The sequence below is a fragment of the Microbacterium sp. NPDC055665 genome, assembly GCF_053618035.1.
Map to the genome: position 1 here is coordinate 701,028 of NZ_JBSHGY010000002.1, position 23,336 is coordinate 724,363.

Here is a 23,336-nt window from a genome sequence, read left to right on the forward strand (position 1 = left end):
AAGTGCGACGGGAACCCGGAGGGCAGGACCCCGTAGGGTGGAATCCCCGCGCGCGATGGAGCCCGACATGCAAGATCTGCTGGGGCGGCTCACCGCCCTCGACCCGGATGCCAGCGAGACGCTCAAGGTCGTCACCTATTTCGATGCCCTCGTCGCCCGATCGGTCGGCGTGGAGAGCATGCTGCGCGGTGCCGCGGTGCTCAGTGGCGCGACTGTCGGGCAGCGCGATGGCCGACAGATAGTACGTGTGCGTGCCGATGGGGTGCGCATCGATCCGGTCGAGCCCTCGCATGCCTGGCCGGTGCGGGAGAGCGGACCGGGAGCGATCGCGTGGATCGAGCGTGACGGCGCTGCGCACACCAACGACGCGATGATCCTGGAACGTCTCAGCCTCGCCCTCGGCATCATCCGGGCTCGTCGCTCGGTCGGCCCGGAGAGCGCGGTCGAGCTCGCGATCAGTTCATATGCGGGAGCCGACGAGCGGGCTGCTGCGCTGCCTCGGCTCCGGCTCGGCGCGAGTGCGCTGCGGCTGGTCGCCTCGCCGCCCGATCCCGCGCCCCTGCCGCAGCATCCGTCGGCTGTGGTCGCCACCCGGCACGGCCTCACCCGGGCGACCATCCTGGATGCCGAGACGGAGGCCGTGAGCGCCTGGGCCGACGGCGAAGGGCTGCGACTCGGCCTCGGAACCGCGGGACCGGGGGAACAGCTTCCCCGGTCGTGGTCCTCCGCACTCGTGGCGGTCCGACTGACCAGCCCTGCCGAACCGGTCGTCGACGCCGCCGACCTCGGCGCCCTTCTGCTCGTCGCGGAGGCCGCCGAGCAGGGATCGCTCCATCCGGATGCCGCTGCGCTCGCCGCCCTCGACGACCGCGGTCGCGAGCTGCTCGATGCCGTCGCCGAGGAGCAGAGCGTACGTGCCGCCGCCATGCGCCTCGGTCGGCATCACTCGAGCGTGCAGGAGCGCTTGACGGCGCTCGTCGATGGCCTCGGCTATGACCCGCGCACACCTCGAGGGCACGCACGGTATGTGCTCGCCCGGATGCTGCTGACGCTCGGGTCCTGAACAGGTCGCCTCAGTTCAGCGCCGACGTCAGGCGGAAGACCCCGTCGAGGAACGTCGACTTCGCGGGCTCGCGCAACCACTCTTCGAGGGTCAATTCACGCCCCGCCGCGCGGTACTTCTGCTCGACTGCGCGCATCTGAGCCACGAAGGACTCGCCGCGCACCATCAGCGACATCTCCGAGTTCAGGCTGAACGAGCGGATGTCCATGTTGCTCGAGCCGATCACGGCGACGTCGTCGTCGATCGAGAAGTGCTTCGCGTGCAGGATGTACGGCGCCGGGTAGAGGAAGATGCGCACTCCCGCCCGCAGCAGCGTCTCGTAGTACGAGCGCTGAGCGTGATAGACCATCCCCTGGTCGCCGAGTTCCGAGACGAACAGCTGCACGTCGAGTCCGCGCTGGCACGCCGTGGTGATGGCGTAGATCATGGCTTCGTCGGGTACGAAGTACGGGCTGGTGAGGATGACCTTCTCGGTAGCGCCGTGGATGAGGGAGAGAAACATCCGCAGATTGTTCTCGGTGCCGTACGCCGGACCGCTCGGCACCATCTGGCAGTGCAGGTCCGCGCCCGCGGGCTTCGGCACGGCGGATGCCGGGACCCGTTCGACGGTCGACAGATCCTCTCCGGTCTCGATCAGCCAGTCGGAGAGGAACACGGCGTCGACTTGGGCGACGACCGGGCCCTCGACGCGTGCGATCAGCTCCTGCCACATCAGCCCGCGCTTGATGTTCTTCTCGGCGTTGTAGTCGCGCGAGATGAGGTTCTGGGAGCCGACGAAGCCGACCCTCCCGTCGACGACGACGAGTTTGCGGTGGTTGCGCAGATCGGGGCGCTGGTACTGCCCCTTGAACGGCCGCACCGGCAGCATCCACGACCAGATGACACCGATCCGGTCCAGCTCGGCGAAGGTCTCCTCGGACTTCGGGATCTTGCGTGACGCGATGTAATCCGCCAGCAATCGCACGGTGACTCCGCGTGCGACTGCCCTCTCCATCGCCATGAAGAACCCGTGGGTGGTGGCGTCTCGTGCGGCGATGTAGAACTCGACATGGACGTATCGCTCGGCCGTGTCGATCGCGGCGGCCATCGCGTCGATGGATCCCTGATAGTCGTCGATCAGTTCAGCCGACGAATCCCCGACCACTGGCAGTCCCGTGAGCGCATGATTCTGCTGAGCCACGCGTTGGAGCCAGCGCGGGGCCCCCGCGTCCGGATGGTCGACGGCTTCCGCGGCGATCATCTCGGTGACGCGCTGCTGCTCTTCCCGGCGCTTCCTGGGCAACCGGAAGTTGCCGATCAGCAGGTAGAGACCTATGCCGACGAAAGGCACCAGGAACACCAGCAGCAGCCATGCCATCGCCGCGGTGGGCTTGCGGCCGCGAGGGATGTAGATGAGTGCGACCACATTGATGGCGAGGGCCGCGAGGGCCAGGGTCGTCCAGATCAGGTTCGCGGAGACAAGCGCGTCCATGCATCCTCCTTCGAGGTGATGCCTGAGTGTGACACGCGGCGCAGGGGTGCGGGTGCGACACTCATCCTGTGCGGGTGGGGCGCTCGTGGCGGGGCGGATGCCGCGCCCGATCACTCGAAGCCCGGGTACTCCTGGAGCTTCTTCTCGAACTCGGCTCGGTCGGCCTCGCCGAGCACACCGCTGGCGATCACGACGAGCTGCAGACCCTCGAGCGGTTCGCCGGTACGGGCGCTCTGCGCTTCGCGTGCGGCGTGGAAGCCGCCGTCCCGGTCGTTCGACAGGTCGTAGATGTTGGCGTAGAACCGCATCGGATCGGGGTAGTTCTCGGTGTAGTACTCCCACGTGTGCTGCGTGCGGGGATCGTCGCTGCCGTAGAGCTTGGCGATCATCGACGGGTCGATGCCCGACCCCGTGGGGTCGTTGAAGGAGTACAGGTTCCACAGCCCGTGCTGCACGACCACCTCGTCGATCGCGGCCATCACCTCCTGCTTGCGTGCGTATCCCTGCACGGGCTGTTCGGTCGCCCATGCCGCCGAGGTGTACTCCACGAGCATCGACTCGCCGCCGTAGCCGTTGCGCTCGGGGCGCAGATCCTCGTCACCCACGGGGACCCACGTGTATCCGAACTCCTGCGTGAGCCGAGTGCGGATGTCGGCGAAGAGCTCCTCGGACTGCGCCCGCACCTCCTCGAGGGATTGCTGCGACAGGGTCTCCTGCGGATCGGTGCCCTTGATCCCGGGGTACGCCTCGGCGTGCTTCTGATCGGCGGTCTTGGCGCCCTGATAGCTGCCGGCGGCCGAGGTCTGCAGGGCGCTCATGCCGCCGACCGTGGCGACGTTGAACAGGACGGTGACGATCAAGGCGATCGCCCCCAGCTTGCGCGCCTGCGGCGAGAACAGTGCGGCGACGACCACGGCGACGACCACGAGCTGCGCGGTGAGCATCGTGAGGCCATAGAGGAGGTCGGTGCCGCCGGCGATCAACGTGCCGAGCAGGGTCAGCGCGAAGAGAACGGCTACGGCGAGCGCGATCCAGCCGAGGGCGCTCGCGGAGGGCTTGGGTTCCTCTGTGGACGGCATCGGGGCGACGGCGGGCGCCGGAGCGGGTGTGAACGCTTCGCGTCGCGCACCGCGATAGCCGCCGGGCGGAGGGACGGGAGGAGCGCCCTCGCTGCCGGCCAGGTAGCGGGCCCGCTGCTGCTCGGGATCCATCACCACGGCTTGTCCGTTCCCGTGCCGCCCGGATCGTCGCCCTGCTGCTGATCCCGCTCCTGCGTGCCCTGCTCGAGCTTGCCCTCGAGCTCGTCCAGCTTGCCCTCGGAGGGCTGTTCGTCTTCGCCGGGCTGCTGCTCGGGTTCCTGCGGCTCCTGCTGCTGCTCCTGCTGCTTCTGCTTGAGGCGATCCTCGGTGCCGTCGAGGGTGTCCGACATGTCGCGCTGCGGGTCGGAGGACTGCTGCTGCGCCTCGTCGCTGTGGCATTCCTCCGGAGTCTCGACGGTGATGGTCAGCGCCTCGCCGTAGAACTCGGCCGCGGCGGCACCGTCGCCGTCGGCACGCGCGGCGTCGCCCATACGCTCGACGACGAGTGCGAGGTTGATGCGCACTCCGCACACCTCGAGTCCGGTCGCGAGGTCGAGTGCCTCTTCGAGCTCGGTCCTGGCCTCGGGAAGCTGCTCGGCCGCGCCGAGGGTGGTCCCGATGTTGAACGGCGCCTTGTACGGCTCGAACCAGTTGAGGAAGTCCTGTCCGCGCGCTGATGCTTCGGATCCGGCGAAGTCGTCGACCACGTAGGCGGTGATCGCCTGGTGTGCGAACGCGTACATGCTCAGCAGCTTTCCCACGAAGAGCAGGGCGGCGAGGGTGAGCGGGATGGTCCCGATCGCGACCCAGCGGCGGATGCTGCGGCGACGACGGTTCGACCGGAGCAGCGCGGCTGCACGTTCCGCCTGATCCGAGGGGCCGGACGAGCGCGTGACGGGGTGTGTGCGAAGCTCGGTCACGCCCACCCCCTCACCGGTCGTCGACCGCGCGGTGGGAGACGAGTGATCCTCGGAATGGGCGCGGACGAGGCGCTGAACATCCTATCCGCGGATGCTTTCGGCTTCATCCCAGAAGGGGCGGGGTGGGAAGATCCCGCCCCGCCCCTTCTCTTGACGCGTTCGACTAGGCCGCGGGGCGCAGTTCGAACTTCAGGTAGTCGGCTCCGGAGGTCACGCCGCAGTTCCACTGGCCGTAGCTCGCTCCGTCGGCGATGTTGCCGTCGCGGAGGGTGAGGCATTTGCCGGAGTGGCTGGCGGCGAGCTGGCTGTAGCCGTTGCCCACGTCGTTGCGGCTCCAGAGGAAGTTCGGGCTGTCGGAGCAGGTCCATTGGAGCACCGGTGTGCCGTCGGCCTGGCCCGAGCCGGAGACGGCCAGGCAGGCTCCGGTTGCGACGTTCTTCAGCTGGAACTTGTTGTCCGCCTTCGGGACGATGGTCCACTTGTGGGATGCGGCTCCGGTGATCGTCTGCTGCACGGCGGGAGATGCGGTGCCGGAGACCCCGACGGCCTTCCCGCTCTCTTCGGCGACGATCGTGATCGTGCCGGCGGGACGCAGTTCGAACTGGAGGTAGCTGGCCCCGGAGGTCACGCCGCAGTTCCACTGGCCGTAGCTCGCTCCGTCGGCGATGTTGCCGTCGCGGAGGGTGAGGCATTTGCCGGAGTGGCTGGCGGCGAGCTGGCTGTAGCCGTTGCCCACGTCGTTGCGGCTCCAGAGGAAGTTCGGGCTGTCGGAGCAGGTCCATTGGAGCACCGGTGTGCCGTCGGCCTGGCCCGAGCCGGAGACGGCCAGGCAGGCTCCGGTTGCGACGTTCTTCAGCTGGAACTTGTTGTCCGCCTTCGGGACGACGGTCCACTGCTGGGACGCGGCTCCGGTGATCGCCTGCTGCACGGCGGGAGATGCGGTGCCGGAGACCCCGACCGCTTTCCCGCTGTCCCGTGCGACGAGTGCGACGGTTCCGGTGGGTGGTGCGACCGTGGCGACGCCGCTCGTGGCGGTGTTGCCGTTGCTGTCCCGTGCGACGACGGTGTATTGCGGCAGCGGACCCGTCGGGGCCGCCGTGTCGACGAGCGCGAGGTTCGGACGCTTCCACCAGGTCGCATCGGCGGTGGTGGTCGCCACCGGTGTCGAGGTGCCCGACCGGTAGAGCTCGTAGGTCAGAGTCAGATCGTCGCGGTCCCAGTTCGCCGGGATCGAGACGGTGACGCGGCGGGCGTCGTCCGCTGCCCGCGTGGCCGTGGCGCCCCACTTCTCTCCGGCGAGGCGGGGCTTGTCCTTGGCTCCTCCGGGAGGTGCCGTGGAGAAGCGGACGAGTCCTTCGAACTGGCCGTTGTTGACCGAGCGGAATTCGCCGCCGACGGAGATCATGTCGCCGGTGCCCGTGATCGACAGGCCGGCCTGGCCCATCCCGGTGGTGACGCCGACGGCCCAGTCGGGTGTCCAGGCGTATGCCGAGGGGGCTGGGGTTCCGGCCCAGTCCTTATAGTTCACGTTCGGCTGGTGGCCCAGCGTGCCTCGTGCGTCGGCGGTGAAGGCTTCGGAATACCGGTGCGTGCGCGGCGTCTGCTCCGGGTGGAGGCCATTGGTCTCGCAGGCGTGGGTGTGGCTCGTGGTGTAAACGACCTTGCCCGTGGAGTAGACGCCGTAATGATCGCCGATGCAGTCGGAGATCCAGCGGACCTTGCCGGTTCCGGCCTCGGCGGCGAACGTGCCTTCGAGGTTGGCGGTCTCGACCCCGGCATAGGCCCATCCGGTGCCGTACACGCCGTTCGCGTCAGCTGCGAGTCCGAAGATTCCGGACTTTCCCGCGGTGGCGCCCGTGGTCAGGCCGTTCTTGACCGTGCGGGGGAGTTCCCAGGCCGCGTCGACGACTCCGGTCGTCTTGTCGACAGCGCCGATGCCCCGCAACTCGGTGTTGCCGCTGATCTGCGAGAAGCGTCCGCCGATGATGGTGTCTTTCCCCACCGGATCCATCACCATCGCGTCGACCTGTGCGTCGGGCTGCGGCGCCCAGGGCAGCAACGCGCCGTTGGAGGCATCGAATGCGGCGAGATTCTTCCGCGCGGTGCCGTTGCCCTGCGTGAACAGTCCGCCGGCGTAGACCGACGATCCCGATGTCGTGAGGGCGTAGACGCCCGATCCGCCGATCGACGGGATGAAGCCGGGAGCCAGTTCGCCGGTTGCGGCGTCGAGGGCGGCGATGTTCCACCGGTCCTTGCCGTTGACCGAGTTGAACGAGCCGCCGATGTAGATCCGCTTGCCGTCGGGCGAGGCGGCGACGGCTTTGATCACTCCGTTGACCTTGGGTGCGAAGGGCAGCAGAGCACCGGTCTGGATGTCGTAGGCGAGCACGTTGGACCGCGCCGTGAGCGCGGTTCCCGGTGCGGCTTTCGGTTCGCGGGCGTTGTCGAACTTGCCGACGGCGTAGACCGTGGAGCCGATGGTCGTCTGCGCCCACACGTAGCCGTTGTCGATCTGGACGGTCGGAATCGGATCCGACGTCACGACGTTCTCGTCCCGTTGCAGCAGAGGCGGCGGTGACGCCGGCTCGTCCGCCGCCACCGCCGCTCCGCTGCCGAAAGAGACCAGGCCGCTGACGACCAGGACACCGACGACGGCGCCGATGGCCGTCTTTCGGGCGCGCTTCAGCGCAAGGTAGTTCCCCATGATTTTGATTCCCCAGTGATCTGATGCCGACCTTCAGGCCGACATGACATCGCCGCGCGCTCCTGACCGAGACGGCTTCCCCACGAGACCGGACTCAGTCGGTTCGCATCGACGAACCCCCATGTCGGAGCACGATAGCTCTCGACATGTAAAATAATAGCATATGGGACGCTAGTGCGTCTACGGGCTCGTCCCGGACTCCCGACTAGCCCGTCGCGTTCGCGGCGATGACGCCGCTCGAGACGGTGTTGCCATCGCCGTCCTTCGCCACCACCGTGTACTCCGCCGGTGTGTCGCTCGTCGCTGTCGGGTCCACGAGGGTGATCGTCGATCGGTTCCACCACGTCGCGTCGGCGGCCGTCGTGGCCACCGGCGTCGAGCTGCCCGCGCGGTGGAGCTCATACGTGAGCGTCAGGTCGTCCCGATCCCAGTTGGCGGGGATGGTGATGGTGACGCCCTGGGTGCCTGCGGCGTTCGGCGCCACGGTTCCCGTCCAGGTGTCTCCGGAGAGGCGCGGCTTGTCCTTCGCCCCGCCCGGAGGTTGCGTGGAGAAGCGGACGATGCCTTCGAACCGGCCGTTGTTGACCGAGCGGAACTCGCCACCGATGGAGATCATGTTCCCTGTGCCCGTGATCGACAGTCCGGCCTGACCCAGTCCGGAGGTCACGCCGACGGCCCAGTCCGGAGACCAGTTGTATGCGGACGGCGCCGGGGTCCCTGCCCAGTCCTTGTACTTGACGTTGGGCTGGTGCCCCAGAGTGCCCCTGGCGTCGGCAGTGAATGCTTCGGCGTAACGGTGCGTGAGCTGCTGCTGCTCCGGGTGCAGGCCGACGGTGCCGCAGGCGTGGGTGTGGCTGGTCGTGTAGACGACCTTGCCGGTGGAGTAGACGCCGTAGTGGTCGCCGAGGCAGTCGGCGATCCAGCGGACCTTGCCGGTGCCGGCCTCGGCCGCGAACGTGCCTTCGAGGTTTCCGACATCAGTACCCCCGTATACCCAGCCGGTGCCGTACACGCCGGTGGCATCGGCCGTGAGCGCGAAGATTCCGGCCTTGCCTGAGGCGGTGCCGCTGTTCGATCCGTTCTTGATCGAGTCGGATGCCAGCCAGGCGGTGTCCACGGCGCCGGTGGTCTTGTCCACGGCACCGAGTCCCCGCATCGTGGTGTCGCCGCTCACCTGCGAGAAGCGTCCGCCGATGATCGTGTCCGCCCCAGCGGGATCCATCACCATCGCGTCGACCTGCAGATCAGTCGTCGGCGCCCAGGGCAGCAGAACGCCATCGGAGGCATTGAACGCGGTGAGGTTCTTCCGCGCGGTGCCGTTGGCCTGCGTGAACAGGCCGCCGGCATAGACGCTGGTGCCCGAGGTCGCCAGGGCGTAGACGCCCGTTCCACCGATCGACGGCACGAACCCGGGGACGAGTTCGCCGGTTTTCGCGTCGAGGGCGGCGATGTTCCAGCGGTCTTTGCCGTTGACGGAGTTGAACGAGCCGCCGATGTAGATGCGGCTGCCGTCCGGTGAGGCGGCGACCGCTTTGATCACTCCATTGACCTGAGGTGCGAACGGCAGCAGCGCCCCGGTCTCGATGTCGTAGGCGAGCACGTTCGAGCGCGCGGTGAGCGCGGTTCCCGGTGCGGCCTTCGGCTCCCGGGCGTTGTCGAACTTGCCGACGGCGTACACGGTGGATCCGATCGTCGTCTGCGCCCATACGTAGCCGTTGTCGATCTGGACGGTCGGAATCGGATCCGACGTCACGACGTTCTCGTCGCGTTGCAGCAACGGCGGCGGCGTCAGCGAGACTTCCGCCGCCACCGCCGCTCCGCTGCCGAAAGAGACCAGGCCGCTGACGACCAGGACACCGACGACGGCGCCGAAGGCCGCCTTCCGGGCGCGCCTCAGCGCAGAGTTGTTCCCCATGATTTTGATTCCCCAGTGTGTTGTTCGCCGACCCCAGATCGGCATGTCATCGCCGTGCGCTACCGACGGAAACGGCTCCCCAGAAGCCATGCTCGGTCGGTTCGCAACGACGAACCCCCAGGTCGAAGCATGATAGCTATCGACATGTAAAATAATAGCATATCGGATGCTGGTTTGCGAATCCGACGTCCTCGGCCTCCGCGGCGGGGGCAGCAGAGCCGACCTCGGGGCAGCCCGAGGTCGGCTCTCTGCCATTCCGTCGCGGAGGCGCGGAGCAGGTGCCGGGAGAAGTTCGGCTAGTTCGGAGCGTTCCAGGTGATGCCGCCGCTGGTGGCGGTGTTGCCGTCGCCATCCTTCGCCACCACGGTGTACTCCCGCGGTGTCTCGCCGGTCGCTGTCGTGTCGACGAGCGTGACGCCCGGTCGATTCCACCAGGTCGCGTCGGCCGTGGTGGTCGCCACCGGAGTCGAGACGCCCGAGCGGTAGAGCTCATATGTCAGGGCCAGATCGTCGCGGTCCCAGTTGGCGGGAAGGGTGACGGTGACGCCCTCGGAGGCGACGGCGCTCGGTTCTGAACTTCCCGTCCAGTTGTCGCCGGAGAGGCGCGGACCGTCCTTCGCTCCGCCGGGAGGCGTCGTGGAGAAGCGGACGATGCCCTCGAACTGCCCGTTGTTGACCGAGCGGAACTCACCCCCGATGGAGATCATGTTCCCCGTTCCGGTGATCGACAGACCAGCCTGGCCCATCCCGGTGGTCTGACCGACGCCCCAGTCCGGAGTCCAGGAATACGCCGACGGGGCCGGCGTTCCCGCCCAGTCCTTGTAGTTGGCGTTCGGCTGATGGCCCAGCGTCCCCCGTGCGTCGGCCGTGAAGGCTTCGGAGTACCGATGCGTGGGCTGCCGCTGCTCCGGGTGCAGGCCCACCGTCTCGCAGGCGTGGGTGTGGCTCGTCGTGTAGACGACCGTGCCGGTGGAGTAGACGCCGTAGTGGTCACCGAGGCAGTCGGCGACCCAGCGGATCGCGCCGGTGCCGGCCTCGGCGGCGAACGCCCCTTCCAGGCCGACCGTCGCGCCCGTGCCGTAGGACCATGCAGTTCCGTAGACGCCGGTCGCGTCGGTGGCGAGGCCGAAGACGCCGGCTCGGCCCGCGGCACTCGCCGTCTGCACGTTCGTGATCGTCTCGGAGGCCTGCCAGGCGGAGTCCACCGCACCGGTGGCGCCGTCGACGGCGCCGATGCCCCGCCGTGTGGCGTCGCCGCTGATCTGCGTGAACCGCCCGCCGATGATCGCGTTCGCCCCGGCGGGGTCCATCACCATCGCGTCGACCTGCTGGTCGGTCTGAGGCGCCCAGGGCAGAACGGTCCCGTTGGTGGAGTCGAATGCGGCGAGGTTCTTCCGCGCGGTGCCGCTGGCCTGCGTGAACAGACCGCCGGCGTACACCGACGATCCCGAGGTGGTCAGCGAATACACGCCCGATCCGCCGATGGACGGGGCGAACCCCGGCACCAGTTCGCCGGTCTTCGCGTCGAGAGCGGCGATGTTCCAACGGTCTTTGCCGTTGACCGAGTTGAACGAGCCGCCGATGTAGATCCGGCTGCCGTCCGGTGAGGCGGCGACGGCCTTGATGACCCCGTTGACCTGGGGTGCGAAGGGCAGCAGAGCACCGGTCTCGATGTCGTAGGCGAGCACGTTCGAGCGTGCGGTGACGGCGGTGCCGGGTGCGGCTTTCGGCTCCCGGGCGTTGTCGAACTTGCCGACCGCGTACACGGTGGATCCGATCGTCGTCTGCGCCCACACGTAGCCGTTGTCGATCTGGACCGTCGGAATCGGATCCGACGAGACGACCGTGTCGTCGCGTTGCAGCAATGGTGGCGGCGAGGCCTCCGCCGCAGCCGCTCCGCCACCGAACGAGACCAGCCCGCTCACGACCACGACACCGACGACGGCGCCGATAACCGTTTTCCGGACGCGCTTGCGCGCAAGGTTCTTCCCCATTTGTGTTCCCCAGTGTTCGATGTCGACCCTCGGGTCGACATGACATCGCCGTGCGCCCCTGACCGAGACGGCTTCCCCACGAGCCCCTGATCCGGTCGGTTTGCAGCGACGAACCCATGCCACGGCAGGTCAGCCGCTGGCAGGTAAGACGATACGGAACGGTGGGCGGGAGCGCCACGGATCCTGCCCCTGCATACCGGTTTCCGTGAAGTAGCACCGGTCGCGGCCGGTGCTACCGCGCGGAGCCGCCGGGGTGCCGCTGCCGGGTCGGACGCAGGTGCCGGAGTTTCGCGATCAGGGTCGTCGCACGGGCGAGCTCGATGCCGAGGATGAGGAGGATGACCAGCGCGGCGACCCAGTAGAGCTCGGTCACGTTGCCGACCTCGCCAGACTCGGCGTAGTTGGTCGTGGTGGCCGGCGCCTCCGGCAGTGCGGGCTCGGCCTCCGCCGTTCGATGCTCGTAGTCCACGCCCAGCTGATCGGCGATGGCCCCCAGGTTCGTTTCGTCGATCACCGAGAGCGCGTCGGAGCCCTCGTACTGGATGTACTCAGCACCGCCCTCGGACAGTCCACCCGTGGTGATGCGCATCGGCCCGCCCTCCGCGGTGCCGTAGCCGAACACGGCCCCTGCGTCGGTGTACTTCTCGCTTGAGCTGAACGACTCGGGCTCGCTGTCGACCGTCTGCTCGCCGTCGCCGAAGTAGAACACCATCCGCGAGCGGTCGGGGGATGATTCCGCGGCCGACGCGAGGGTCTCGGTCAGCAGGGGTGCCGCGATGCCGATCGAGCTGCCGCGCGACTGACTCGTCACCTCGGGCCGTAGCACCTCCAGCGACCCCATGAGCGCCGTGGTGTCGGTGGTGAGCGGCATCCGCAGTTCGGCCGCCGCATCCGAGGTGATGAGGGCGAAGCGCGCTCCCGGGTACTCCTCGACGAGCGCTCGCACGTCGTCGCGGATGCCGTCGAGCCGCGGTTCGCCGTCGCCCCAGTCCTCGGCCACGATGCTCGCGGTCGTGTCGACGACGAGCACGATGTCGGTGTCGGTCGCGAGCGTCTGAGTGGCGCCGCCGGGAAGGCCGGGGCGCAGCAGCAGCGCGGCGCAGGCGAGTACCAGTACCAGGCGCATCGCCCACAGCGCACGGTGTCCGGCGATCGTGCGCGTGTCGGCGGGCGCCCCTCCGGCGGACCGGGGCGGTCGCACCAGGACCCAGATCGCGAGTGCGGCGACGGGCGCGCACAGCAGCAGGATCAGCAGCGGGTTCAGCACGGGTTGGAAGATCACAGCCGCACCCTCCACAGCACCACGACGAAGCCGAGGAGGCAGACCGCGAGGACCGCGATCCAGAGGTTCGGGGCGTCTGTCCAGACCACCTGCGCCTCGCCGCGCAGCTCGGTCGCCTCCTGCTCCTGCACCTGCTCGACGATGTCGGAGACCGTCGTCGTGTCGCGCAGGCCGAACGCGGCCCCGCCGGTGGACTCGGCCGCGGCGGAGAGCTCGGCGCTGACGTCGGCATCCTTCCCCTGCACCGGATTCAGTGCGAACACCCGTACTTCCTTCGAGGCCGCATACGCCGCGGCCTCCTCGAGCGTGACGATGGAGGCGCCGTTCACCTCGTTGTCGGTCGCGAAGATCACCGACCGCGAACGGTCATCGCCTGGGCGATCGAACCCCATCGTGCAGGCGGCGAGACCGTCTCCGATCAGGGAGGCGCCGTCGCCGTTGAGGGTGCCGACCCAGTGCTCGGGGATCTCGTCGACATAGTCGAAGCTCCGCGTCATGCTGTCCAGGTGCTCGCGGATGAAGTCGTAGTCGTCGGTCAAGGGGAAGATCTGCACGGGCGAGCTGTTGAAGATCGTCAGCCCGATCCGCTCTCCTTCGAAGTCGTCGAGCAGCTCCTCGAAGACCGTCAGCACCTCGACGTCGACCTCGGACATCGAGCCGGAGACATCGAGGCACAGCATGATGTCGCGGCTCGTGTTGACCGGCTGGATGGTCTGCGCGGACATCGGCCGAGCGGCCACGACCCCCGCGACGATCGCCGTGACCGCGCCCAGGGCGAGGATGCCGGACAGGGCGAGGGCTCGCCGAGCCAGTGCCCTGCGGAACGTCGGCAGCGACCGCAGCCGTTCCGCCCGAGCGACGCGCGCCGTATCCCCGCCGCCACCGCGCCCGCCCCGCCGCAGGCCGAGGACCAGGCCGATCGCGACGGCGACCACGACGACGGCGACCGCGGCGACCAGCATCCACACGTTCGCTAGTGCCACGCCCGCACCACCGTTCGTGCGGCCTCGGCACCCGCGATCGGATCGATGGCCGGCCCCGGGCGGAAGATGCTGGGGTAGTAGTGCCGGCCCATGGCGTCGATGAGCGCGGGATGCACGCCCCGCGCCACGAGATCGTCGAGCGCGAGCACCGGAGCCTCCAGGCCGCTGTACTCGTTCACGAACGTGCGGACGACGCGGCTCAGCTCGAGGTTCGCCTGCCGGGCGCTGAGTCGACGCTCGCGGTAGTCGTTCTCGATCTGCTGGATGCGACCCATGTACTCGGTGCGCAGCTGCGACAGCACGTCGATGATCAGCGGCGGATGCCCAGTGGCGTCATCCGCTGGCAGGGTGCGGCGGGGACGGGTGAGCACGATCAGCAGCCACGCGCCGAGGACCAGGAGGACGAGGATGCCGATCGCGAGCAGCATCCAGCCCCAGCCGTACTGCGCCGGCGGGTAGAGCTCTTCAGAGCCGGGCATTCGACCTCCGGTTCAGCAGCTGCAGCAGCTGCGCGACGGCGTCGTCCTGCCCGTCGAGGGAGGAGTGGCTGATCTCGAGGCGGGTGAGGAGTTCATCGCGGCGCGCGGCGTCGGCATCGTGCTGCGCGGTCAGCTCCTGCACGATGGCGCGGTCGCCCTGCACGAAATCCGGCACCTGCCAGCGGCTGTCGGCATCGCTGCGGATGCGTCCGGTCGAGTGATCCAGCACGGGGTCGGCGTCGCGCAGCGTGAGCCAGAGCACGTCGTGCTGCACGCGCAGGCGGCGCAGCATCCGCTCGGTCTCGCTCGTCACGGGGGCCTCGTCGGTGATGACGACCACGATCATGCGGCGGGAGATCGTGCGGGTCACGAACGAGAGCAGGGCGTCGCGGTCGCTGGGCGCCGAGCTGTCGTCGATCGCCCGGTCGATCGTGCGCAGGGCGTGTTCGAGCGCACCCTCGCTGCGGCCGGGGGCGAGACGCCGCACTTTCGCCGAATCACCGTAGACGGTGCTGAAGTCGTCGCCGTGGCGCAGCGTGAGCACGCCGAGCACCCCGGTCGCGAGGGTCGCCAGCTCCTTCTTCGATCGCTCGTCGGCGGCGAGGGCCGACATCGAGCGACCCGTGTCGACCACGAACAGCACGGTGTGCATGCGGGTGGCGCGGGAGCGCTTGACCAGGGGAGTGCCCAGGCGCGCGGTCGCCCGCCAGTCGATGTCGCGCACCTGATCGCCGTACTCGTACTTGCGCAGATCTTCGAAGTCGAGGCTCCGCCCGTGCAGGAGCGACGCGTAGGCGCCGTCGAGCGCGTGCAGCGACTTGCGCGTCGAGTGGATGAAGAGCTTGCTCTTCACCTGCGTGATCAGGCTGGCCATCGGAGGGGTCAGGGCGTGGGGACCGACGCGAAGATCTGGTCGATGATCTCCTCGCTGCGCACACCCTCGGCATCCGCTTCGAAGGTCAGCAGCACGCGGTGTCGGAGCACCAGGTGACGCAGTTCACGGATGTCTTCGGGCAGCACGTGGGAGCGGCCCTTCAGCAGGGCCAGCGCACGGGACGCCTGCAGGAACGCGATGCTCGCACGCGGGCTCGCGCCGTACTTGATGAAGCGGGCGCGCTCCTCGCCGATGTACGGCGCGGGGTTCCGGGTGACGTAGGCGATCGACACGATGTAGTTGCGGATCGCGGGGTCGACGTAGATGCGGCTCGCGACATTCTGCAGCAGGCGCACGTCGTCGAGGCTCACGGCGCTGGTCACATGCCGATCCGGGTCGAGCACACCCGAGTCGATGCGGCTGAGCACCTCGAGCTCCTCGGCGGGGCTCGGGTACTCGACGATCTCCTTGAGCAGGAAGCGATCCATCTGCGCCTCGGGCAGCTCGTACGTGCCCTCCTGCTCGATCGGGTTCTGCGTCGCGATCACGAGGAACGGCTTCGGCAGGTGGTGGATCTCGCCGCCGATGGTGGTCTGGTGCTCCTGCATCGCCTCGAGCATCGCGCTCTGCGTCTTGGCGCTCGAGCGGTTGATCTCGTCCAGCAGCACGAAGTTCGCGTGCACCGGGCCGAGCACCGTGCGGAACGAGCCGGTCGCGGCGTCGTAGATCTGGTTGCCGGTGATGTCGCTGGGCAGCAGGTCGGGCGTGCACTGGATGCGCTTGAACTGCGCCTTCACGGTGTCGGCGAGCGTGCTGGCCGCGGTGGTCTTGGCCAGGCCCGGCACGCTCTCGAGCAGGATGTGGCCGCCGGCGATGAGCGAGACGAGCAGGCTGGTGCGCAGCCGCTCCTGGCCGACCATCTTCGCCGAGTAAGAGGTCGAGATGATGCGCAGGACCTCGGTGGCCCTGGCCATCTCGGCATCCGTCGGTGCGCCGTTCGCGGGTGTCGCCGTCGCGGTCGGGGCGGCAGCGGGAGAGGGAGTGCGCGCCGGAGCGGGCGGGGGCGGAGGTGCGGCCGGATACGGGGATGCGGCGTTCACGTCATGCATGCTCTCTCCTCCTGAGGAGCGCGGCGCGTCCCCCCGCCGACCAGCGTAATAGCTGCGCCTGTGGGGCGGGTTTCTCCCCGTCGGGCGGAGCTCTGATCGCGAACTCTCCGCCCCACGTCGAGATCTCCGCCCCGGGGCGTACCCCCACCCGGCCCCCACCCGCCGGCGTCGACGACCGACACTGATAGCGTCGAAGGGCAGCCGCTTTCCGGGCAGGTCGAGCCTTTCGCTCCCACCGGGACAGAACTGTTCCTCGCTCGGATGCGGCCGCTGACCGATACATGACTGAAGAGTATGAGGACGATACGTGACGAGTAGAGAACGAGTAGCGATCATCGGCGCCGGCCCCTCGGGTATGGCGCAGCTGCGGGCCTTCGAGTCCGCAGCCCGTGCGGGGGCGGAGATCCCCGAACTGGTCTGCTTCGAGAAGCAGGCCGACTGGGGCGGACAGTGGAACTTCACCTGGCGCACCGGGCTCGACGAGTTCGGGGAGCCGGTGCACTCCAGCATGTACCGCAACCTGTGGTCGAACGGCCCGAAGGAGGCGCTGGAGTTCGCGGACTACAGCTTCGACGAGCACTTCGGCCGACCCATCTCCTCCTACCCGCCGCGTCCGGTGCTGTGGGACTACATCGCCGGCCGCTTGGAGAAGAGCGACGTGCGCGACCTGATCCGCTTCCAGACCGTGGTGCGCTGGATCGAGTTCGACGACGAGCGCGAGGTGTTCACGCTCACCAGCGAGCACCTGCCCACCGGTGAGTCGACCGTCGAGGAGTTCGACCGCGTCATCGTCGCGAGCGGACACTTCTCCTTTCCGAACATGCCGGACTTCGCCGGTATCGAGACCTTCCCGGGATACATCAGCCACGCGCACGACTTCCGCGGCGCCGAGGCGTTCGCCGACAGGGACGTGCTGGTGATCGGCGCGAGCTACTCGGCGGAGGACATCGGCAGCCAGGCGTTCAAGATGGGTGCGCGTTCGGTGACGGCGAGCTTCCGCTCGGCACCGATGGGCTATGCCTGGCCGGAGGGCATCGAGGAGCGCCCGGTCGTCGAGCGCTTCGAGGGCAGCACCGCCTTCTTCGTCGACGGCACCTCGAAACACGTCGACGCGGTCATCATGTGCACCGGGTACCTGCACAAGTACCCGTTCCTGCCCGACGACCTGGCTCTCTCGTCGCCGAACAACGTCTACCCCGACGGCCTCTACCGCGGCGTGGTCTGGCAGGGCAATCCGCGCCTCACCTACCTCGGCGCGCAGGACCAGTGGTTCACGTTCAACATGTTCGACGTGCAGGCCTGGTACGTGCGCGACCTGATCCTCGGCCGCATCGCGTTGCCGGACGAGGCTCAGCGCGCGGCATCCATCGCCGAGTGGCGCACGCGATTCGGGCAGATCGACTCGGCGGCAGCGGAGATCCGCTTCCAGGCCGACTACATCCGCGACCTGCTGGAGCTCACCGACTACCCGGAGTTCGACATCGACCGCGTCGTCGAGATCTTCCTCGCGTGGAAGCACGACAAGCAGGACGACATCATGGGCTACCGCGACCGCGTGTACGAGTCGGTCATGACCGGCACCCTCGCGGTCGTGCACCACACCCCGTGGCTGGAGGAGCTCGACGATTCGCTCGAGCGCTACCTCGACGTGGATCCGGATGCTGTCGAACAGGCGCGCCTCATCGCGGGGCAGCCGCGCGATGACGACCGCGAGGCGCTCGCCGCCGTCTGATCGCGGATTCGCCCGCCCTCGCACTGCGGCGTGGGGCGGGATCCTCCCCGTCGGGCGGAGCTTTCATCCGGAAGACTCCGCCCTACGGTGAGATCTCCGCCCCACGCGTGCCGTCGAGCGCGAGGTCAGAGCGCGATGTCAGAGCGCGGTGTCAGAGCGCGAGGTCAGAGCGCGAGGTCGGCGGGCGGCACGGTGGCATCGGCCGTCGAGTCGGACACGACGGCCCGGCGTCGGCCGACCCAGACCACGAGGGCGGCGGCCGCGATGATGATCGCGGCGATGAGGAGCACATAGAGAGAAACGCCGACGAAGCCGCCGCTCACCCGAGGGTCGAGGAACGGATACGGGTACCACCAGGCGTTCCCCGTCGCCGGCGCGATGACGAGGTTCGCGCGGATGAGCGTGTAGATCACCCAGACGATCGGGAAGATCGCGGCGATGCCGACGGTGCCCCAGCCGAGAGCCCGGCGTCTCGGCGCGAAGAGCACGTCGGCCAGCATGATGATCGGGATCACCACGTGGAGAACCTCGTTCGACCAGCCGACCGTCGACCCCTGCGGCAGCTCGATGCCGCGCAGAAGCAGGTTGTAGACCACGCCGGTGACGATCATGTAGGTGCTCGCGCACATCAGAAGTACCGCCAGCCAGCGCGGTTCGGCGGTCGTCGTGCTCCGGTGCGCCAGCGCCCAGAAACCGCCGCATGCGAGCGCGATCGCCGCCAGCACGTTCGCCTCGATGGTGAAGAAGCTGAAGAAGTTCGCGACGACGGTGGGCAGGTGCGCGCCCCATTCGGTCGTCGCCGCGCCGGCGATCTCGAGGGAGCGGATGAGCTGCGCCACGATCGCCGCGACAGCCAGAACGGCTGCGGCGATTCGCACATAAGGCCACCAGGTCGTCGTCATGTTCGCCTCCGGTCGCAACTGTAGCGGCAGAAATCCATAGACCGCGGGACTGATATATCGATATCGTCGGACCGTTCACGCAGGTGCGCGCATGGCGGAGGGGCAGATGAGCGACAGCGGTAGGGACTCGGTCGACGCGGGCGCGGTGAAGAAGAGACGACGCTTCCAGCGCGCAGGGCTCAGCATCCAGTCCAAACTCCTCATCATGCTGCTGGCGGTGAGTCTCGTGTCGTCCGTGATCGTGGGGGCCATCGGCTTCGTCAACGGGCGGCAGTCGCTGCACGACTCGGCGGTGGATCAGCTCATCACCATCCGCTCGATGCGGGCCGCCGAGATCACGACCGCGATCGAGAGCGTGCGCCGCGACGCGTCTCTGAACTCCCGCAACCTCAGCGCACAGAACATGTCCTCGGCCGTCAATGCGGGATTCGCCGACCTCGCCGACGTGGAGCTCGACGAGAGCACCCAGGCGCAGCTCGAGGCCTACTACGGCGACGTCTTCATCCCGAAGCTCGAGGAGCGCTCGGGTGAGGAGTATGGCGACACGGCCTTCATCCCGGAGTCCGATGCCGGCAAGTACGTGCAGTCCCAGTACGTCACCGGCAACAAGGACTTCGACGCCGACTACGACGCCCAGCTCGCGCTCAACGACAGCGGCGACGGAAGCACCTATTCGGCGGCGACCGGGCGCTACGGCGATTACTTCACGCGCCTCGTCCAGGAGGCGGGATATGAGGATGCCCTGCTGCTGAACCTCGACGGCGACGTGACCTACTCCGCATACAAGGGCGTCGAGCTGGGCACGAATCTCCTCACCGGGCCGTATCGGGACTCCGCGCTGTCCCGGGCATACTCCGAGGCGATCGCCACGAACTCGGTCAACACGGTCGTCCTCACCGACTTCGATCGCTGGATCCCCTCCCTCAACGTTCCCGGCATGTGGGTCGTGTCACCGGTCGGGAACGACAGCGGCATCACGGGCGCCATGGCGTTCCAGATCTCGATCGACACGATCAACGACGTGATGACCGGCAACGAGAACTGGAAGGCGCAGGGCCTCGGAGACACCGGTGAGGTCTACCTGGTCGGACGTGACGACCTCATGCGCAGCACCGCCCGCCGCCTCGTGGAAGACCCGGACGACTATGTGGAGCGCCTGATCGCCGGAGGCATGGCGCCGACCATCGTCGACCGCGTCGCCGCCATCAAGGGCACCGTCCTGCTGCAGCCGGTGAACACCAGGGCAGTGCAGGAGGCGCAGGCCGGCCGCAGCGGCACGGTCGTCGGCCGGGACTTCATCGGAGGGGAGAGCGTCACCGCCTACGCCCCGCTCGAGATCGAGGGGCTCGACTGGGTCGTCATCGCGCGGATCGACACCGCGGAGGCGTTCGAGCCGGTCAACGTCTTCACCCGCAATGTGCTGCTGTCCCTGCTCGGCATCATGCTCGGCGTCTCGCTGCTGTCACTGCTGCTCGCCCAGGTGTTCACGCGTCCGATCCACCGTCTCGTCGGCGCCGTGCACCGGGTGGCCGAGGGCGATCTCGACGTGCAGGTGCCGCAGGGATCGCGCGACGAGTTCGGCGACCTCGGCAGCGCCTTCAACGACATGGCGTCGAGTCTGCGCATCAAGCAGGAGCTGATCGATGAGCAGCAGAAGGAGAACGAGAAGCTGCTGCACACGCTCATGCCGGCGAGCGTCGCCACGAAGTACAAACAGGGCGAGGAGGCCATCACCGAGGCGCACGAGAACGTGTCGGTGGTGTTCGCCGAGCTGGTCGGATTCGACGACCTCGCGCGCGAGATGAGCGCGGAGGAGGAGATCGGACTCCTGAACACGCTGATGCGCGGGTTCGACGAGGCGGCGGAGAAGGCCGGCGTCGAGAAGGTGCGCACGCTGCGCGGCGGTTACCTCGCGTCGTCGGGACTCATCGTGCCGCGCGTCGACAACATCCGCCGCACCGTCGAGTTCGCGCGGAGTCTGCTCGGGGTCCTCGAGCGTTTCAACGCGCAGAACGGCACGCAGATCTCGCTGCGCGCCGGCGTCGACACCGGAACCGTCACGAGCGGACTCGTCGCGCGGACGAGCCTCGCCTACGACCTCTGGGGCGATGCCGTGAACCTCGCCTACCGGGTGCGCTCGGTCAGCGGGGAGCCGGGCATCTACGTGAGCCAGACCGTGCGCGACCGCACCCAGGAGCTGGTCACCTACGTCGAGGCGGGGACGGTGGAGACGCAGGGCAGGACCGAGACCGTGTGGAAGGTGGTCTGATCATGGGCGACGTGTTCACGGGCGGCTGGGGCTGGTGGGTGCTCGCGCTCGCGGTCGGAGTCCCCGTGCTCCTGGTCGTCCTCACCGAGCTGATCGGCGCTCTGACCCGCCGCGGCAACCCGGTCGCGAAGCCGCTGCGGATGCTGCGCAACTGGGTCATCCCGGTGGGCGCACTGTTCGCGCTGCTGGTGTTCGCCATCCAGTCCCCGGCCGATCAGGTGTGGACGCGCGTGGTCGCGACGGTGTTCGGGTTCCTCGTGATCCTGCTCGTGCTCTCGGCGTTCAACGTGGCCCTGTTCGCGAACGCGAAGCCGGGTTCGTGGCGGGAGCGCATCCCGTCGATCTTCGTGGAGATCGGTCGGCTCGTCCTGGTGGGCGTCGGGCTCGCGCTGCTGTTCTCGTGGGTGTGGGACGCGGACGTGGGCGGACTGTTCACCGCGCTCGGTGTCGGCTCGATCGTGATCGGTCTCGCCCTGCAGAACGCCGTGGGAGGCGTCATCTCGGGTCTGCTGCTGCTGTTCGAGCAGCCGTTCAAGATCGGCGACTGGCTGGATGCCGCTGGCGTGCGGGGCCGGGTCGTCGAGGTCAACTGGCGCGCGGTGCACATCGACACGGGCTCGGGCATCCAGATCGTGCCGAACTCGTCCCTCTCCGGGGCATCGTTCACGAACCTGAGCGAGCCGGAGGGGCCGTACTCGGCCGAAGCGGCCGTGAAGTTCTCGACCGACGATCCGCCGCACGAGGTGATGGCGCTGCTGGTCGAGGTGGCGGACTCGCTGCCCATGCGGTTGCAGCGGCAGCGGGCGACGGTCGACTACTCGGGCGCCGGCGCCTACGCGGTGTCGATCCCCGTCGCGGGTCCGGCCGATGCGTCTCGCGCGCTGTCGATGTACCTGTCCTGGCTCTGGTACGCCGCGCGACGTCGCAGTTTCGCGCTCGACGGCGACTCGACCGATCCGCTCGCCGAACCCCAGCGTCTGGTCGAGGCGATGCACGAGATCGCACCGACGCTGCATCTGCGGGACGACGACATCGAGGCGATCCTCTCGGAGGCCCGGCTGGAGCGCTACGGCGTCGGCGAGATCGTGCTGCCGAGCGGAGTCGTGCCCGACGAGGTGCGCGTGGTGTTGTCGGGCCGGGCGGTGCTCGCCCTCGAGGTCGACGAGGGTCGGGTGGAATTCGCCGCCGCGGAGAAGGGCGATCTCATCGGGCAGACCGCCCTCACCCGCGAGCGCACGCAGGCCGTGACCGTCGCCGGCGAGATCCTGACAGTGGTCGTGCTGCCGCTCACCACGATCGACGCACTGATTCGTACGCGTCCCCGCCTCGCCGCCGAGATCGGGGAGTCGCTCGAGCTCAAGCGCAGTCTGGCGGCCTCGCGGCTCGCCGAGCTCGGGATCGCGCGCGGCGTGATCACCGGTCGCTGATCGGCGTCAGGCTCGTCGGCCCCACCGCAGTCGGGTGATGAGCACGCCGAGCAGGCACAGCGCGCCGCCGAGGAACATCAGCGGCGTCGGCACCTCGCCGAGGATCGCCCAGGACATCAGGATCGCGATGGCCGGGACCACATAGGTGGTGGCGGAGGTCTGCCCCGCGGTGCTGCGCTGCAGCACGTAGGCCCAGGTCGTGAAGGCGATCGCCGTCGGGAAGATGCCGAGGTAGACGACCCACAGCGTCGCATCGAGCGGTGCGGTCTGCAGCGCGCCGATGAGGGGGCCGCTCCACGGCAACAGCGCGATGGTGCCGACGCCCGCGCCGAGCCAGGTGAGAGTGGTCGGGTCGACACCCGAGGTGAGCAGCCGCTTCTGAACGAGCGTGCACCCGGCGTACATGACCGCGGCGAGGAGGGCGAGGAGCAGACCCGTGATGTCGGGGCCCGCGCTCGTGGAGGAGTTCATGCCGATGAGCACGACTCCGAGGAAGGCGATGGGAGCCCCGATCACGAGCGGCTTCGGGAAGCCCTCGCGCAGGAACAGTCCGCTGAAGACCACGACCATGAGAGGTGCGAGGTTCACGACCATGGCCGCGGTGCCGGCGTCGAGGGTGAGTTCCGCGCTGTTCAGGGCGAGGTTGTAGACGCAGAACCAGCCCACGCCCCACACCGCGATGAGCAGCCAGTGGCGACGCGCGGGGAGGCGGATGCCGTGGCGCAGAGCGATGATCGTCAGCACCACCGTCCCGACCGCCATCCGCAGCAGCGCGAGGGCGCCCGGGTCGTAGTGCGGCCCCGCACCCCGGATGCCGATGAACGCGGAGGCCCAGAGCACCACGGTGACCAGCGCGGCGATGAGTACGAGCGGCCCCTGCGCCTTCGGCGCTCCGGCATCGGTGCGGATCCCGGGGTCGCCGGACGTGGCTCGTGACATCCTCCGATCCTCCCAGTGGCCTCCGACATCGGTCGACCACCGGAAGTGCCAACCGCCGTCACTTTCCCGCCGCCCTCCCCCGCCCTCCGGTCGCACTCCGGTCGCACTCCGGTCAGGCTCCGGTCGCACTCCGGTCGCACTCCGGTCGCACTCCGGTCGCACTTCGTGCCGCCCGTTCCGACTCCGGGCGGCAC

General features: G+C 68.5%; 17 protein-coding genes. 4 read left to right on the plus strand and 13 right to left on the minus strand.

Annotated elements, in window-relative coordinates; translation table 11 throughout:
• Positions 1-67 precede the first annotated feature (67 nt).
• Positions 68-1,063 carry a hypothetical protein gene (locus ACWGO6_RS09105; RefSeq protein WP_376101856.1) on the plus strand — a complete coding sequence of 332 codons (996 nt, stop codon included), beginning with the start codon at positions 68-70 and terminating at the stop codon, positions 1,061-1,063.
• Positions 1,064-1,073: 10 nt separating this feature from the next.
• On the opposite strand, the gene cls is transcribed toward ACWGO6_RS09105, so the two are convergent.
• The 11 genes from cls to ACWGO6_RS09160 all read right to left on the minus strand — a co-directional run bounded on the left by cls (position 1,074) and on the right by ACWGO6_RS09160 (position 15,873).
• Positions 1,074-2,534: a cardiolipin synthase gene (gene cls / locus ACWGO6_RS09110; RefSeq protein ID WP_452326513.1), complete on the minus strand. Its 1,461-nt coding sequence runs from the start codon at positions 2,532-2,534 to the stop codon at positions 1,074-1,076.
• Between the two features lie 110 nt (positions 2,535-2,644).
• Positions 2,645-3,745 carry a hypothetical protein gene (locus ACWGO6_RS09115; protein WP_452326533.1) on the minus strand — a complete coding sequence of 367 codons (1,101 nt, stop codon included), beginning with the start codon at positions 3,743-3,745 and terminating at the stop codon, positions 2,645-2,647.
• A complete protein-coding gene (locus ACWGO6_RS09120; RefSeq protein ID WP_452326514.1) occupies positions 3,745-4,533 on the minus strand; it encodes a hypothetical protein in 789 nt (262 codons plus the stop codon). The genes ACWGO6_RS09115 and ACWGO6_RS09120 overlap by 1 nt, the downstream gene beginning before the upstream one ends.
• A gap of 163 nt (positions 4,534-4,696) precedes the next feature.
• Positions 4,697-7,237: an RICIN domain-containing protein gene (locus tag ACWGO6_RS09125; protein ID WP_452326515.1), complete on the minus strand. Its 2,541-nt coding sequence runs from the start codon at positions 7,235-7,237 to the stop codon at positions 4,697-4,699.
• Between the two features lie 205 nt (positions 7,238-7,442).
• A complete protein-coding gene (locus ACWGO6_RS09130; protein ID WP_452326516.1) occupies positions 7,443-9,152 on the minus strand; it encodes a hypothetical protein in 1,710 nt (569 codons plus the stop codon).
• A 296-nt stretch (positions 9,153-9,448) separates the two neighbouring features.
• Positions 9,449-11,146 (minus strand): hypothetical protein, encoded by a 1,698-nt coding sequence (locus ACWGO6_RS09135; RefSeq protein ID WP_452326517.1) that lies wholly within the window; start codon positions 11,144-11,146, stop codon positions 9,449-9,451.
• 232 nt (positions 11,147-11,378) lie between these two features.
• Positions 11,379-12,428: a VWA domain-containing protein gene (locus ACWGO6_RS09140; RefSeq protein WP_452326518.1), complete on the minus strand. Its 1,050-nt coding sequence runs from the start codon at positions 12,426-12,428 to the stop codon at positions 11,379-11,381.
• Positions 12,425-13,411, minus strand: a complete 987-nt coding sequence (locus ACWGO6_RS09145) for a vWA domain-containing protein (protein WP_240745014.1) — start codon at positions 13,409-13,411, stop codon at positions 12,425-12,427. Before ACWGO6_RS09145 ends, ACWGO6_RS09140 begins: the two co-directional genes overlap by 4 nt.
• A complete protein-coding gene (locus ACWGO6_RS09150) occupies positions 13,402-13,890 on the minus strand; it encodes a hypothetical protein (protein ID WP_136041289.1) in 489 nt (162 codons plus the stop codon). The genes ACWGO6_RS09145 and ACWGO6_RS09150 overlap by 10 nt, the downstream gene beginning before the upstream one ends.
• The gene (locus ACWGO6_RS09155; protein ID WP_136041288.1) at positions 13,877-14,764 is read right to left on the minus strand and encodes a DUF58 domain-containing protein; all 888 of its coding nucleotides are present in this window, start codon (positions 14,762-14,764) and stop codon (positions 13,877-13,879) included. Before ACWGO6_RS09155 ends, ACWGO6_RS09150 begins: the two co-directional genes overlap by 14 nt.
• Before the next feature lie 8 nt (positions 14,765-14,772).
• Positions 14,773-15,873, minus strand: a complete 1,101-nt coding sequence (locus ACWGO6_RS09160) for an AAA family ATPase (RefSeq protein ID WP_446724447.1) — start codon at positions 15,871-15,873, stop codon at positions 14,773-14,775.
• Positions 15,874-16,180: 307 nt separating this feature from the next.
• Between ACWGO6_RS09160 and ACWGO6_RS09165 the strand changes: the two genes are divergently transcribed.
• A complete protein-coding gene (locus ACWGO6_RS09165) occupies positions 16,181-17,605 on the plus strand; it encodes an NAD(P)-binding domain-containing protein (RefSeq protein WP_452326519.1) in 1,425 nt (474 codons plus the stop codon).
• A gap of 164 nt (positions 17,606-17,769) precedes the next feature.
• On the opposite strand, the gene ACWGO6_RS09170 is transcribed toward ACWGO6_RS09165, so the two are convergent.
• Positions 17,770-18,507: a Pr6Pr family membrane protein gene (locus ACWGO6_RS09170; protein ID WP_136041287.1), complete on the minus strand. Its 738-nt coding sequence runs from the start codon at positions 18,505-18,507 to the stop codon at positions 17,770-17,772.
• Between the two features lie 106 nt (positions 18,508-18,613).
• On the opposite strand from ACWGO6_RS09170, the gene ACWGO6_RS09175 reads away from it, so the two are divergent.
• Positions 18,614-20,776, plus strand: coding sequence for an adenylate/guanylate cyclase domain-containing protein (locus tag ACWGO6_RS09175; protein ID WP_452326520.1), 2,163 nt, complete (start codon positions 18,614-18,616; stop codon positions 20,774-20,776).
• A 2-nt stretch (positions 20,777-20,778) separates the two neighbouring features.
• Positions 20,779-22,203: a mechanosensitive ion channel domain-containing protein gene (locus tag ACWGO6_RS09180; RefSeq protein ID WP_136041285.1), complete on the plus strand. Its 1,425-nt coding sequence runs from the start codon at positions 20,779-20,781 to the stop codon at positions 22,201-22,203.
• A gap of 6 nt (positions 22,204-22,209) precedes the next feature.
• Here the strand turns inward: ACWGO6_RS09180 and ACWGO6_RS09185 are convergent, their stop codons facing one another.
• Entirely contained in the window at positions 22,210-23,142 is a 933-nt protein-coding gene (locus tag ACWGO6_RS09185) for a DMT family transporter (protein WP_452326521.1), read from the minus strand.
• Between the last annotated feature and the right edge of the window lie 194 nt (positions 23,143-23,336).

Bases quoted from the DNA above. Each gene is read 5' to 3' on its own strand.
- ACWGO6_RS09105 (WP_376101856.1), top strand. From the start codon at position 68: ATGCAAGATCTGCTGGGGCGGCTCACCGCCCTCGACCCGGATGCCAGC.
- cls (WP_452326513.1), bottom strand. From the start codon at position 2,534: ATGGACGCGCTTGTCTCCGCGAACCTGATCTGGACGACCCTGGCCCTC.
- ACWGO6_RS09115 (WP_452326533.1), bottom strand. From the start codon at position 3,745: ATGGATCCCGAGCAGCAGCGGGCCCGCTACCTGGCCGGCAGCGAGGGC.
- ACWGO6_RS09125 (WP_452326515.1), bottom strand. From the start codon at position 7,237: ATGGGGAACTACCTTGCGCTGAAGCGCGCCCGAAAGACGGCCATCGGC.
- ACWGO6_RS09130 (WP_452326516.1), bottom strand. From the start codon at position 9,152: ATGGGGAACAACTCTGCGCTGAGGCGCGCCCGGAAGGCGGCCTTCGGC.
- ACWGO6_RS09135 (WP_452326517.1), bottom strand. From the start codon at position 11,146: ATGGGGAAGAACCTTGCGCGCAAGCGCGTCCGGAAAACGGTTATCGGC.
- ACWGO6_RS09150 (WP_136041289.1), bottom strand. From the start codon at position 13,890: ATGCCCGGCTCTGAAGAGCTCTACCCGCCGGCGCAGTACGGCTGGGGC.
- ACWGO6_RS09155 (WP_136041288.1), bottom strand. From the start codon at position 14,764: ATGGCCAGCCTGATCACGCAGGTGAAGAGCAAGCTCTTCATCCACTCG.
- ACWGO6_RS09160 (WP_446724447.1), bottom strand. From the start codon at position 15,873: ATGCATGACGTGAACGCCGCATCCCCGTATCCGGCCGCACCTCCGCCC.
- ACWGO6_RS09170 (WP_136041287.1), bottom strand. From the start codon at position 18,507: ATGACGACGACCTGGTGGCCTTATGTGCGAATCGCCGCAGCCGTTCTG.
- ACWGO6_RS09175 (WP_452326520.1), top strand. From the start codon at position 18,614: ATGAGCGACAGCGGTAGGGACTCGGTCGACGCGGGCGCGGTGAAGAAG.
- ACWGO6_RS09180 (WP_136041285.1), top strand. From the start codon at position 20,779: ATGGGCGACGTGTTCACGGGCGGCTGGGGCTGGTGGGTGCTCGCGCTC.
- ACWGO6_RS09185 (WP_452326521.1), bottom strand. From the start codon at position 23,142: ATGTCACGAGCCACGTCCGGCGACCCCGGGATCCGCACCGATGCCGGA.